Annotated in this window: 8 protein-coding genes; 6 read left to right on the forward strand and 2 right to left on the reverse strand. The window is 63.8% G+C overall.

The window, feature by feature from the left end; translation table 11 throughout:
* Positions 1-186: 186 nt before the first annotated feature.
* On the reverse strand, positions 187-405 hold the full coding sequence (locus VGF12_RS18835) for a hypothetical protein (RefSeq protein ID WP_331177583.1): 219 nt from the start codon (positions 403-405) through the stop codon (positions 187-189).
* A 207-nt stretch (positions 406-612) separates the two neighbouring features.
* Positions 613-1,002 (reverse strand): DUF2946 family protein, encoded by a 390-nt coding sequence (locus VGF12_RS18840; protein WP_331177584.1) that lies wholly within the window; start codon positions 1,000-1,002, stop codon positions 613-615.
* Between the two features lie 94 nt (positions 1,003-1,096).
* On the opposite strand from VGF12_RS18840, the gene VGF12_RS18845 reads away from it, so the two are divergent.
* From VGF12_RS18845 to VGF12_RS18870, 6 genes are all read left to right on the forward strand, one after another.
* The gene (locus VGF12_RS18845; RefSeq protein ID WP_331177585.1) at positions 1,097-1,468 is read left to right on the forward strand and encodes a hypothetical protein; all 372 of its coding nucleotides are present in this window, start codon (positions 1,097-1,099) and stop codon (positions 1,466-1,468) included.
* A gap of 189 nt (positions 1,469-1,657) precedes the next feature.
* On the forward strand, positions 1,658-3,844 hold the full coding sequence (locus VGF12_RS18850) for a type I secretion system permease/ATPase (RefSeq protein WP_331177586.1): 2,187 nt from the start codon (positions 1,658-1,660) through the stop codon (positions 3,842-3,844).
* A gap of 141 nt (positions 3,845-3,985) precedes the next feature.
* Entirely contained in the window at positions 3,986-5,200 is a 1,215-nt protein-coding gene (locus VGF12_RS18855) for an HlyD family type I secretion periplasmic adaptor subunit (protein WP_331177587.1), read from the forward strand.
* Between the two features lie 23 nt (positions 5,201-5,223).
* Entirely contained in the window at positions 5,224-6,543 is a 1,320-nt protein-coding gene (locus VGF12_RS18860; RefSeq protein WP_331177588.1) for a glycosyltransferase family 4 protein, read from the forward strand.
* Between the two features lie 95 nt (positions 6,544-6,638).
* On the forward strand, positions 6,639-7,490 hold the full coding sequence (locus VGF12_RS18865; RefSeq protein ID WP_331177589.1) for a hypothetical protein: 852 nt from the start codon (positions 6,639-6,641) through the stop codon (positions 7,488-7,490).
* 3 nt (positions 7,491-7,493) lie between these two features.
* Positions 7,494-13,692: calcium-binding protein (locus tag VGF12_RS18870; RefSeq protein ID WP_331177590.1), on the forward strand; the 6,199-nt coding region annotated here is incomplete at its 3' end.

Consider the following 13,692-nt stretch of genomic DNA (forward strand, 5'->3'; position numbering starts at 1 on the left):
TCCAGTTGCGCGCTGGTCGGGTGGGCTTCGTCTGCGAAGGCGGTGGAAGAGAGCAGCAGCAAGGCTGCAGCGATGGTGGAGAGTGGGAAGTTCATGGGGAAGATTCAGGGGGGGCTGCACTTGACGGCGCAAGCGCGCCCACGGCACAGGTCTCGGATGGCTCGGTCGCGAGCCACCGAGGTGGATTCAGGTCGTTGGCAGGTGGCCGGCAAGCGGCCGACACATCGCCGGCAAGCTGTCGGGCAGTGCGGGTGCAACTGGGGGCGCGGTGCGCATCGCCGCTCCGGACAACGTGAGCGAAGCGGCGCACGCCGCGGCCAGCACGGCACCGGCGCCCACCATGGAGCGCAGCGCAGCGCTGAACTCCTGCCAGTACACATCCTCAAGGACGCGGCGAGCGTTCATGACGGCACTCCGCAGCGCTTGATTGCAGGGGCGATGAGGACCAGGGACGCACCGATGTTCAGGTGCGCCATCGCGCGCAATGCGCGCTCGAGAGAGGGCATGGGAGCTCCAGAGCCATGTCATGCGGCCGGTGGGCCGCATGAAGCCGTCATCAGCGAATGACGACGGCGAACACCGGGCCTCACGGCCGCGGCAGGCGACAAAGGCTTATCGGAGCCCTGGAGGAGCGCGAGCGCTGGCGGGTCGCCAGGCGTGGGCGGTGACGGGAGCGGTCCAGAAGCGCTCGGGGGCTTCTGTGCTCAGGTCATTGCGCAAGGAAAGCGTGTCAGGCACGGCTGGCGGGCCGGCCAGATCGGTGGCGTTCAGATGGCAGGCCGGGCAGTGGCCCTTGGCCAGCAGGTCCAGTGCAGCATCGATGGGCTTCGGCCTCTGCGCCTGGGATGCTGTTGGCGCCTGGCAGACGTCTTGCCAGGCGCTGAAATCGCCTCGTGCATGTGCCAGGGCGGCGCTGATGCCAGGTGCGAGCATGCCCAGGACCAACACGGCCACGCACCACCAGGAATGGCGGCGTGCAGCGGTGCGATGCCAAAAAGACATGGGGCCATTGTAGGTAGCGGAGAACTACCTTCCGTGACTTGCGTCAATGCCATTGCAGGTCGACGGGCCGCAATCGGAGCCGACGGATTTCTCGATGACAAGCCTCACCGCCGAGCAGTTCGCGAAAGAGCTCGCGCCCTTGTTGAAGCAGCAGGGCTTCGGCAAGCAGAGGCTCCAGTGGCGCCAGGACCTGGGGACCACCCTCGCGGTGTTGAACGTTCGGGTCTCTGCCTGGGGCGACCGGCGCGACGACGTGAACGTCGACATCTACCTGAAGGCGTTGGGAGTCGAGCAGGCAGCCTCGCGCAATTGGTGCCAGGACCTGCAGTGTCTCGCGGGGTCCTCGCCACCCGAGGTCGCAGTGCAAGCACTCGCCGGTTTCGCAGGGCGGCGCCTCATACATATCCACATCGCGCGCAGCCTGTTTCACCGAAACTCCCGGTCGGCCACCGGCTCCGCGCTGTGATTATTTACCCAGTAGATATTCCAGGTTGCGGCCTGCGCAGTTCTAGGCAGACTTCCGCTTAATAGATGAGGTAGCACGCGGTTGTCGCGATGCATCCCCCGAGCGAATGCTTGGGCTGGCTGGGAGGGCCATTCTTGTGTGAATCATTCCACTAGCGTGCCGGCATCACATCCGGCGGACGGCGACGCCATGTCCGCAGGTCCGGTGCCAGATCGGTCCTCTGGCGCGCCGTCACCTAATGGTCTTCAGGCGCTTGCAATACTCGCTCGGCTCCATCATGTGGCCGCTGAGCCTCAAGCGCTGCGCCACACGTTGGGCCTGGGCGAGACCGATGTTGTCAGCCAACAGGACATCCTGCTGGCAGCGAAATGCCTCGGCCTCAAGGCCAAGACAAGTTGGAGCACTGCAGACCGCCTGACCCTGGCCCCGTTGCCCGCGCTTGCCACCATGAACGATGGCCGCGTCGTCGTGCTGGCCCAGTGCGACGGCCAGCGCGTGCTCTTCATGGACCCGTCAGCAACGGTTGTCGACGGCGCCCAGGCTGCGCGCCCCACCATCGAGCCGATGGAGGTCTTCGCCACGCAGTGGAGCGGCGAACTCGTCCTGGTCACGAGCCGCGCGAGCCTGACGGGCGCACTCGCCAAGTTCGACTTCTCCTGGTTCATTCCCAGCATCGTCAAGCACCGCAAGCTGCTGGGCGAGGTGCTCCTGGTGTCTCTGTTCCTGCAGCTCTTCGCGCTGGTCTCGCCGCTGTTCTTCCAGGTCGTGATGGACAAGGTGCTCGTACACAAGGGCATCACCACGCTGGACGTCATCGTCATCGGCCTCGTGGTCATCATGCTCTTCGAGAGCGTCCTGACCGTGCTGCGCACCTATGTCTTCAGCCACACGACCAGCCGCATCGATGTCGAGCTCGGCGCGCGGCTCTTCCGCCATCTGCTCAACCTGCCGCTGGCCTACTTCCAGGCGCGCCGCGTCGGGGACTCCGTGGCACGCGTCCGCGAGCTCGAGAACATCCGCCAGTTCCTCACCGGCAATGCGCTCACGCTGGTCCTGGACGTCTTGTTCTCGGTGATCTTCATCGCCGTGATGTTTGCCTATAGCGTGCCGCTGACGCTCATCGTGCTGGCATCGCTGCCGCTGTACCTGCTCCTGAGCCTCAGCATCGTCCCCGTGCTGCGCGGCCGCCTCAACGAGAAGTTCGCGCGCGGCGCCGAGAACCAGTCCTTGCTCGTGGAGACAGTGACCGGCATCCAGACCGTCAAGGCCAGCGCCCTGGAGCCGCAGATGGCCCGGCGTTGGGACGAGCAGTTGGCCGCCTATGTCAGCGCCTCCCTGCGCACCCAGACCTTGTCCCAGTACGGCCACGAGGGCATCAACCTCATCGGCAAGGTCGTCAATGCCGCCACGCTCTGGTACGGCGCCCACCTGGTCATGGAAGGCGCCCTGAGCGTCGGCATGTTCGTGGCCTTCAACATGTTCGCCGGCCGCGTCGCCCAGCCCATCATGCGCATCGCGCAGATGTGGACGGACTTCCAGCAGACCGGCCTGTCCATGGAACGCCTCGGGGACATACTCAACACCCGAACCGAGCTTCCACCGCAAAGCGTCAGCCCGCTGCCGCGCTTGCAGGGCCACGTAACGCTGGACAACCTGACCTTCCGCTACCGCCCCGACGCCCAGCCCGTGCTGCACGGCGTCAGCCTGGACGTGCGCCCCGGTGAGGTCATCGGCATCGTGGGCCGCAGCGGCTCGGGCAAGAGCACCTTGACCAAGCTCATCCAGCGCCTGTACGTGCCCGAGAGCGGCCGCGTGCTGGTGGACGGGCACGACATCGCCCTCATCGACGCCGCCCAGCTGCGCCGCCAGGTGGGCGTGGTGCTGCAGGAGAACATGCTCTTCAACCGCAGCGTGCGCGAGAACATCGCCATTGCCGACCCGGCCGCTCCGCTGGACGCCGTCATCCAGGCGGCGAAGCTGGCCGGCGCCCACGAGTTCATCACCGAGCTCCCCCAGGGGTACGACACCACCGTCGGCGAGCAGGGCAGCAGCCTCTCCGGTGGCCAGCGCCAGCGCATCGCCATCGCGCGCGCCTTGTTCAGCCAGCCCCGCATCCTGATCTTCGACGAGGCCACCAGCGCGCTGGACTACGAGAGCGAGGCCATCATCCAGAAGAACATGCGCGCCATCTGCCAGGGGCGTACCGTCTTCATCATCGCCCACCGGCTCAGCGCGGTGCGCAACGCGAACCGCATCATCGCGATGGACCGGGGACGGATCGTCGAGATGGGTCACCACGATCAGCTCATTGCCAAGCCGCAGGGGCTCTATGCCCACCTGTGGCGCATGCAGGCCGGTGCCGAGGTGACGGCATGAGCACGACGAGCGCATCCATCCAGCAAGAAGCTACCGAAGCGCCCCGCCACCCCGTCATCGAGCTACTGGCCCGCTATCGAGCCATCTTCAGGGCGGCCCCGGCGCGCCCTCATCGCCATCTGCGCGCTCTTCGCCATTGCGTTGCTGTGGGCCTGCTTCGGGCAGATCGACATCGTTGCCGTCGCCCAGGGCCGCATCGTGGTCAGCCAGCGCAGCAAGACCATCCAGCCGCTGGAGACCAGCGTCGTGAAAGCCATCCACGTGAAGGACGGCGACAAGGTCAAGGCGGGCGACCTGCTCATTGAGCTGGACAGCACGCTCACCGCCGCCGACCGTGCGCGCGTGGGCGAGGAGCGCAGCGCCACCGTCTCCGAGACCCTGCGCAGTCAGGCGCTGCTGGCCGCGCTAACCCAAGGCCGCGCACCGAGCCTGAGCGCAGTGTCACTGGCTGGCCTCAACGTCGCCGACCGGGCCAGCGTGCAGACCCAGTTGCAAAGCGAATGGGCCGACATCAACGCCAAGCTGGCCAAGTTTGCTGCCGAGACCTCGCGTCGCAAGGCCGAGATTGCCACTGCCGAACAACTGGTCGCCAAGCTGCAGACCACGCTGCCGCTGGCCCAACAGCGCGAGAAGGACTTCAAGTCGCTGACGGAACAAGGCTACGTCGCCCACCATGCCGGCCAGGACCGCACTCGTGAGCGCATCGAGCTCGAGCGAGACCTTGCCACCGCACAGGCCCGCTTACTCGAAGCCAGGGCCGCACTTACCGAAACTGAGCAGGGCCTCAATGCCTACCGCGCCGAGACCCTGCGCACGCTGAGGGACCGCGAATCCCAGGCCGGTCTCAAGACCCGCCAGCTCGCGGAAGAAGGCACCAAGGCCGACAAGCGCAATGAGCTGACGCGGCTCACCGCTCCCGTGGGGGGCACCGTGCAGCAACTCGCCGTGCACACGGCCGGCGGCGTCGTGACCGAGGCCCAGGTACTGCTCGTGCTGGTGCCCGACGACGCTGAGGTCACGGCCGAGGTCGTCATGGAGAACAAGGACGTGGGCTTCGTGCGCGCGGGGCAGGATGCCAGCATCAAACTCGAGACCTTCCCCTACACACGCTACGGCACCGTGCAAGCGCAGGTCCGGAGCATCGCGGCGGATGCGGTGCAGGACGAAAAGCGCGGCGCCATCTTCCCGGCAAGCCTGGTGCTCAATCAGTCAGCCATCAACGTCGACGGCAAGCGCATCAAGCTCGCCCCCGGTATGAATCTCACGGCCGAGATCAAGACCGGCAAGCGCCGCGTCATCGACTACCTGCTCAGCCCGGTGCAGCAGCACTTGGACGAGAGCCTGAAAGAACGTTGATCCAGGAACGTTGAACCTAGCCCATGCGCGTTCTCATCATTCACCAGAACTTCCCCGGCCAGTTCCGCCATGTGGCCAAGGCGTGGTCTGAACGGCTGGGCTGGCAGGTCATCGGCATCGGCCGCGACACCGCGCCTGGCATGCCCGAGCTTGAGCAGAGCGGCCGGCTTACGCTGATCCGCTACAAGCCGCACCGCCAGGTCAACCCCGCCCAGCATCACTACCTGCGCCGCATGGAAGACGCCGTGCTGCACGGCCAGGCCGTGGCGCGCGTACTACTCAAGCTCAAGGCGCAAGGCTTCACGCCCGACGTCATCCTGGCCCATCCGGGCTGGGGTGAGACGCTCAACGCCAAGGACGTGTTCCCGAACACGCGGCTGGTGCACTACGCCGAGTGGTTCTACAACGCTCCGGCCGAAGGCAACGGGCTGGATCCGGACTGGCAAGGCGCCGATATCGGCTTTGATCCGGAGTTCCCTGTCACATTCGACGACCGCGCGCGCATCCGTGTCTGGAACGCGCTGCATTTGCTGAACCTGGAGAACTGCGATGCAGCCATCAGCCCGACGCATTGGCAGAAGGCGCAACACCCCAAGGCCTACCTGGACAAGATCACGGTGGCCCACGAAGGCATTGACACCGAGAACCTGGGGCCTGACCCGAAGGCCGCGATCAAGCTGCCCAATGGCACCGCGCTGAAAGCGGGCGACCCGGTCATCACCTACGTCGCTCGCAACCTGGAGCCCTACCGGGGCTTCCACCAGTTCATGCGGGCATTGCCGGCCGTCCAGAAGGAGCACAAGACCTGCCACACGGTCATCGTCGGAGGCGACGACGTCAGCTACGGGCGCATGCCAGAAGGGGCGACGAACTGGCGGGAAAAGATGCTGGCTGAGGTGGGCTCACAGCTGGATCCAACGCGCACGCACTTTCTCGGCAAAGTGCCCTATGAGCGCTACAAGCGGGTGTTGCAGGTATCGGCCGCGCATGTGTACCTGACCTACCCGTTTGTGTTGAGCTGGTCGATGCTGGAGGCGATGGCGACGGGCTGTTTTGTCATCGGGTCGCATACCGCGCCGGTGAGGGAGGTCCTCAATCACGGGTTCAATGGATGGCTAATTTCAATGTTCGACCGCAGCGCCATCGCTGCGCAAACATTGGAAGGCTTTGCTTTGCGTGCTTCGTCGACGATGCGCGCTGAGGCGATGAAGACAGCCACCGATTGTTACGGCATTCAATTGGGGCTTCGAGCGTTCAGTCAGATATGTTTGGCGGAAGCGTCGCTGAAAGTTCAACGTGCTGCGTTAAACCACTATGCGAATGCTCTACATGATCGACTTTGACGGGACTTCAACCTTACCGCAGCCCGACCAGTTCGGCATCAAGCTCGCCGGAGACCAACTCACGCGCGCTGCGGCCAACGCGGAGAGGTTTGCAAATGCCGCTTGATCCAAGCACACAACCTACTCCAGCACGCCGCTGGAAACGTTTTGCGCTTGCTGCCATGGCGACGGTGGCACTGCTCGGCTCTTGCATGGGCCCGCCGATGCTGCGTGATTGGAAGGCAAAGCAGAAGCGCGAGGAGGCTTATGCGATGTGGCAGGAGCGGTGCAAGAAATCGGGGGAGTTCATTCACAAGACGGTGGAGGACGTTGAGGGGGTGTACCTCGTGAACGTACGGATGAGCACCAATCACGGACAGCAGTTCGAGTTGGATGACCCATATGGGCATGACTCGACGGGCGACAACTACATCCTCAGTTTTGTCCACGGATACCACAAGCCGGAAGACAGAGCCAGTTTCGTCGGCGTCCCTCGGCGTTTCGGCTACCGCTACGTTGAGGCGATTGACCCCAGGGACAGCAAGCTCTATCGCTACGCCGGTCGCATTGAAGAGCCCTGGCAATACAACAAGAGCTATCTCAAGGGCTATACCCGGTTTGTTCTGGATCGAACGCCCATTGTCAAACGCACCGCTCGCTACGGCGTGAAGTTCGAGGACATCTCCACGCGCGAGGAACGTGTGCACTGGATCGCCGGCAGTTCGCTCAAGGTCATCGACCTTGAGACGCAGGAGGTCCTTGCCGAGCGCATCGGGTACATGGTCGATTGGGCGCAGGGCAGTCGCTCGGGCGGACGCTCACCGTGGCTATTTGCCGCAGGCAACGCATGCCCGTCATTTAATCGTGGTGCCCCTAGCAGAGTCTCACAACCGGCATTCACGGCGCAGGCCGGGCAATCGCTTGACTTCACTGAAAAGGTTCTGAAACCAATCCACAGGGAGCACTGAACCATGACCAACCCCACTATTGCCGATCTCCTCAAGTACGCCGACCTTCAAATGGCAGCTGAGGCCTTTCTTGCCGACAAAGACACGGGCGCGTTGCGAACCGACTTGAGGGATGCCTTGATATTTGGCAATGGTCACGCTAGTCGTTTCACCGCCACCCAAGCCACCCACTTCCTCGAACATTGGAAAGTCGTCGAGCAAAAGCCCAACACCGCCAGCGGTTTCAGCGGCACTCTGTTCGAGTGCACCGCCGACGATCCGGCGACTGGCGCCAAGCGTGGCGACCTGGTGATGAGTTTTCGCTCCACGGAGTTCATCGATGACTCCGCTCGCGACAACCAAGCCACCAACGCCCTGGAGATCAAGGAGACAGGCTTTGCCTGGGGCCAGGTGCGCGACATGGAAGCTTGGTATCAGGAGCTGGTGGCAAGCGGTAAGCTGGTCAACCAGGTGAACCCGTACAAGTCTTTCAGCGTGACCGGCTACAGCCTGGGCGGGCACCTCGCATCGGTCTTCAATGAGATGCACTCAAATGTCGCCGACCAGGTGGTCACATTCAATGGCGCTGGCATTGGCGGGCATACGCCTGACAATACGCTGAGTGAATTGATCGCCGAATTTGCCAGCCTGGCGGACGGCAACGCGGACGGCAGTTCCAAGTTCGACTTCAGTGATCCCTATGTGGGCGCACTCTTTGACTCGGCACGCACAGCAGTCAAGGCTGGCGGCACGATGAGCGTTGATGACTACGCGCGTCTCAGCGACTACATCCAGTTCAGAGGGCTAGGCCCAGCCCTGCTGATTGAGGCCGTAATGCTGCGCAAAGCTGTTGATCGCATCAACGACATTCGCAAGGAGATGATTCGCCTGCAATCCGATATCGGCCTGACGCAGCCCGCCTATACGCAGGTGGCGCAGCACGACCTGGACTACCAAATGGCCGTGCTGACCATGGGTAAGTTTACCGATGCGGCCAGTTTGTTGGGTGGATTGGAGCGGGCCTTTGGCGGCAAGCAGTACCTGACCAAGCAGCCCAACCAGTTCGACATCGTGGGTGACACATCGCCGTCGGCGGTAGCCAACTCGCAGTACCACATTGGTACCGACGTGCGGGTGTTCATTGAGGATCAGCCGCTGTACCGCGGGAGCATAGGCGGCGCGGTAGCCTTTCAATTACTGTTGTACACCGGCGTCAAGTTGCTGGTGAACGGCTACGAAACCAAGGACTTTGGCGATACCCACAGTCTGGTTTTACTGGTGGACTCACTCAATGTGCAGAACACTTTGCTGAACATGCTGCCCACGACTGCGCGCGCGACCGAAGCTGCAACAGTAGGCGCAATCCTGAAGGATGCTTCCAATCTTCGCGCGGCGAATGGGGATCTTGCAGTCGGTGAGGGCCAGGGCAAAGCCGAAGGCGACGTGCTGGAGAACACGCTCAACGCCCTCGCGGACTTGGTCTTGGGCGGCCAGCGCTTTGGCAACCCGGGCGGAGCGCCAGACAGTGAATTCACGCACTTGGTGGGTGCCGAGGACGGCAATCTCTGGTGGGACACCCAACCCAAAGTGGTGGACGGCAAGGAAGTCAACTCCGGCCGCGACCGCTTCTATGAGCTGCTCGACGAGGTCCAGAAAAGCGACTTCTTCACACAGGCGAACAATGGCCAACTGACGCTTACCCTGGTTCCTACCGCCAACGTGTTCGACCTGGGGCAGCGCGCCCGCAAAGACTTCGGGGCCTATGCGGCGCTGTACAGCTTGAGCCCTTTTGCGCTGTTGCTGGGAGAAGGGGGCATCTCTTCAGATACCAATGCGCTATTGGAGTCCGCCTGGGGCGACGTGTTCAAGCAGTGGAACGCTGACCGCGAGTTGGCCCTGGGCCTGCCGTTGTCGGCTGGTATCCCGGGCGGCAACGTGTCCGACCAATGGTTGTCCAGCCGTGCCGAGCTCCTGAAGCGCAAGCAGTATTTCAACCACGCCAACGGCGACTACATCAGCCTGTCCACCACGATCAATCTTCCATCGTCCGCCAGCCCCTTCAATGGCGAGAACATCGTTTGGGAGGACAAGAGCAGCAAGCTCAAGATTCAGCGCGGGGACGTGAACGACAAGACGCGCTATGTGATCTTTGGCAGCGACTCGGCGGACGACGTGCTGAGTGGTGAGGGTAACGATGACCGCCTCTTTGGTGGCGCAGGTGACGACCAACTCAGCGGCGGCGGCGGTGACGACTATCTCGAAGGCAACTCGGGCAACGACTTGTTGAGCGGTGGCGCGGGCATCGACCTGCTCAGCGGTGGCACCGGAAACGACACTCTGAGTGGCGGCACAGGCAACGACCTGCTGCTTGGCGGCTCCGGCAATGACGAGTTGCATGGCGACGATGGCAAGGACTTTCTCAATGGCGGCACGGGCTCTGACAAGCTCTACGGTGGAGAAGGTAACGACTACCTGTTTGACGAGGGTGGTGAGGAAACCAACACGCTCAAAGGCGATGCCGGCAACGACATCCTCGAAATCAAAGGCGGCACGGGTATCGCGCTGCTGGACGGCGGTGCGGGCAACGACATCCTGATCGGCGGCCAGGGCAACAACTCGCTGGACGGCGGCGCGGGCAACGACTCGATCCAGGGCGGCGGCGACGACGACCTCATCAACGGCGGCGACGATGCCGACTACGTGGATGCCGGTGGCGGCGACGACTGGATAAAGGGCGGCAAGGGCGCCGACTATCTGAAGGGCGGCGCGGGCAGCGACACCTACGTCTACGACGCGCCCGGCTTCGGCGTCGACCTGCTGGAAGACAACCAGGGCAGCAACTCGCTGAGCTTCACCGAAGGCAGCCTGGGCACCGCCACCTACGACGCCGCCAAGATGGCCTGGGTGGCCGAGAACGGCATGGAAATCCGCAAGTACGACCTGGGTGGATCGACTCTGCTGGCGCTGGGCGAGGCCGGCGACAAGCTCGACACCATCTACCTGCGCGACTGGCAGCCCGGCCAATACGGCATCACGCTGTCAGGAGAAGAGACGACACGCGAACGGCCGGATGTGGTCGCTGCAACCCTTCCGACACGCGCCGAGAACAACTACGTCGACTTGGCCTATTCGGACGCCGCCGACGGCGGCCAGGGCAATGACCTGCTGTTCGGCAGCGCCGCCAACAGCGTGCTGCTCGGCGGCTCGGGCAACGACATCATCGATGGGGCGGGCGGGGACGACTGGCTGGAAGGCGGCGAGGGGACGGACTTCATCCTCACTGGATCAGGAAGAGACGTCGCCTACGGAGGGCTCGGCAACGACCTCATCCGGGCCGGAGGCACTTTCAGTATGAGTCGCGGCACGAGGGCCGGAACGGGTGAAGAGGTCATTTTCTGGGACCCTTCGCCCAGTGGATTTCTTTACTCCGACGATGAAACTGCGAGTCAGTTCTACTACTACGTGAACGGTCAGCGGTTCACGGCACCTCATCCGGAGCTGGCTGCCTGGGACCTGGAGTTCACATCCAATGTGTACAACTCCACCAATGGCCCCATCCGCCTGTGGTGGAGCAATGCAGACGCCTCCAATGCGAGTTTGGAGCCGAATCTCTCTATCTATCTGAAGGTAGGTGACAGTCAGGCCGTTCATCGTGGCGACAACCTCACGGCTGCGCCGAGCGCTGACTTTGGAAAAGCCAAGTCAGTCGTTCTGTCTTACGGCTACGGCGGAGAAATGTTGCCTCCGGGTACGAACGCCGAAGGCGCGAGGCTGTATGGCGGCGGCGGTGATGACGTCATCTATGGCGCCAACGACAACGACAAGCTCTACGGCGAAGACGACAACGACTTGCTGATCGGTTACGACGGCGACGATGAGCTGTACGGCGGTAAGGGTAAGGACGAGCTCTCCGGTGGCGCCGGCCGTGATTTTCTGGACGGTGGCGAGGGGGCAGACCTGCTGGTGGGGGGCTATGGCGCCGATGTCCTGGCCGGCGGCGACGGCGATGACAGGCTCGTTGGTGACGCGATCCTTCTGGCGGGCACGACGGACTACCCGCCCGGCATGGACAAGAGCCTGATGGGTGGCGACTACCTGCAAGGCGGCGCGGGCAACGACATGCTGTGGGGCAACCATGGCGACGACTACCTTTTTGGCGGCGCGGATGACGACCTCGTCTTCGGCGGCGAGGGCGACGATCACGGTTTTGGAGAGGACGGCGACGACACGCTGTCGGGTGGCCAAGGCGGCGACTTCCTGGACGGCGGTGCGGGCAAGGACGTGCTGTACGGCGAAGGAGACGGTGACCTGCTGTTGGGAGGCGCCGGCGAGGATCGCTTGGAGGGCGGCGACGGCGACGACATCCTGGACGGCGGCGCGGACAACGACGTGCTGTTCGGTGGCAGCGGCCAGGACAACCTGCGCGGCGGGGCCGGCAACGACAAGCTCTACGGCGATGGCGGCGAGGCCGACGATGGCGCCGACATCCTGGAGGGCGGCACGGGCAACGACGAACTCTTCGGCGGTGGCAAGGGGGACATGTATGTGTTCTCCAAGGGCGATGGCCAGGACGTCGTGAACGACGACGTCGCAGACGGCTCGCGCAACGTGATCGTCTTCAAGTTCGCCAGCGACGAGGTGCGCATGCTGGAGCGGTCCGGGAATGACCTGCTCATCAAGTACGGCGTGGATGACCAGGTGACGGTGAAGGGCTACTACGGTGGCAGCGCCTTCAGTCTGGGCTCCACGGGCTCGGGCTCGGGCGCCGGTGACGGTGTAGAAGCTGAGAGCCAGCCGGTGGTCGCCGAGATTCGCTTCGAGGACGGCACGGTGTGGGGCGCCGAGGACATTCGGGCCCTGGCTCCGCCGCCCGCGCCGGGCGAACTGCCACCCGACCCTTATGCCGGTCTCGCGTCGATCTATTTCGTCAACGCGCTGTTGTCGCGCGAAGAGACCCGGGCGGCCGGCAAGCACTCGCTGAGCTTCTCGTTCGCGAATTCCTTCGTCCCCGGCGTCTCGGGGTTCCGCGAATTCGACGAAGCCCAGAAGCAGGCGGTGCGTGAGGCGCTGTCGTGCTTCAGCGCGGTGCTGGACTTGAGCTTCACCGAGCTTGCCGAGGGGGCTGAAGCTGACCTGACTTTCCATCTAGACGATCTGATGTCCGCGGGCCTGGGCGGCGCGGCGGGCTACGCGGAGCCGGCGACAGGCAATATCCACCTCAACAGCGATATCTATGCCGAGCAAAGGCTGACGGAGCTCGGCGAACTCGTCACGCGCGGCTCGCTGAGCGCCGGCAATGGCGGCTTCGAGGTGCTATTGCACGAGATCGGCCACGCGCTGGGGCTCAAGCATCCGTTCGAGCCGCCGGTGCTGCCCAATGGCGAGAACTCGACGGCCAATACCGTCATGTCATACACGTCGTCCGGGGCGCGGGCGACGGCGCTGGCGGCTTTCGATGTCGCTGCCTTGCAGTACCTCTATGGCGTGGCGCCGACCGTCGGCTCGGGCAATGACGTCCATACCTTCGGCGAGCGCTGGGTGCAGGACAGCGTTGGCAGCGACCTATTCGACGCCAGCCAAGAGACGTTGGCGGTCAGCGTCGACCTGACGCCTGGCTCGTGGAACTTCAAGGGCGGAAAGGCGGCCAGCATCCTGGCCGACAACCAATCCTTCATTGGGTACGGCACGGTGATTGAGAACGCGACGGGCGGCACCGGCAATGACACGCTGATCGGCAACGATGCGGCCAACCTGCTACTGGGCGGCGCGGGCTCAGATTCACTGAGCGGTGGACTCGGCGACGACACCCTCGCGGGTGGTGAGGGCGACGACACCCTAGCCGGCGGCGCCGGCAGCGACCTGTTGCAAGGTGGCTTGGGGGCCGACACGTATGCCTGGGGCCTAGGAAGTGGCATCGACGTTGTCGTGGACCAGAGCGCCTCGTCGACGGAAGTCGATACGCTGCGCATCGTAGGTGGCCTCACGCCATCTGACATCCTGCTCTCGCGTGCCGGTAACGATCTTGTCGTGCGGGTTCGCACCGGCCCTGAGAGTGTGACCATCACTGGCCACTACGCGGGCAAGGGCATCGAGCGCATCTTGTTCGAGAACGGCACGCAATGGGATGCCGTGACCATCCAGGCGAACGTGACCGTGGGCCTGACGGATGCTGATGACTACTTCCAGGGTACGGCCGCCGCCGAGACGGTGGACGGCCGCGGCG

Origin of the sequence: Roseateles sp. (genome assembly GCF_036404855.1) — a bacterium.
In the GTDB taxonomy this organism is placed as follows: domain Bacteria; phylum Pseudomonadota; class Gammaproteobacteria; order Burkholderiales; family Burkholderiaceae_C; genus Pelomonas.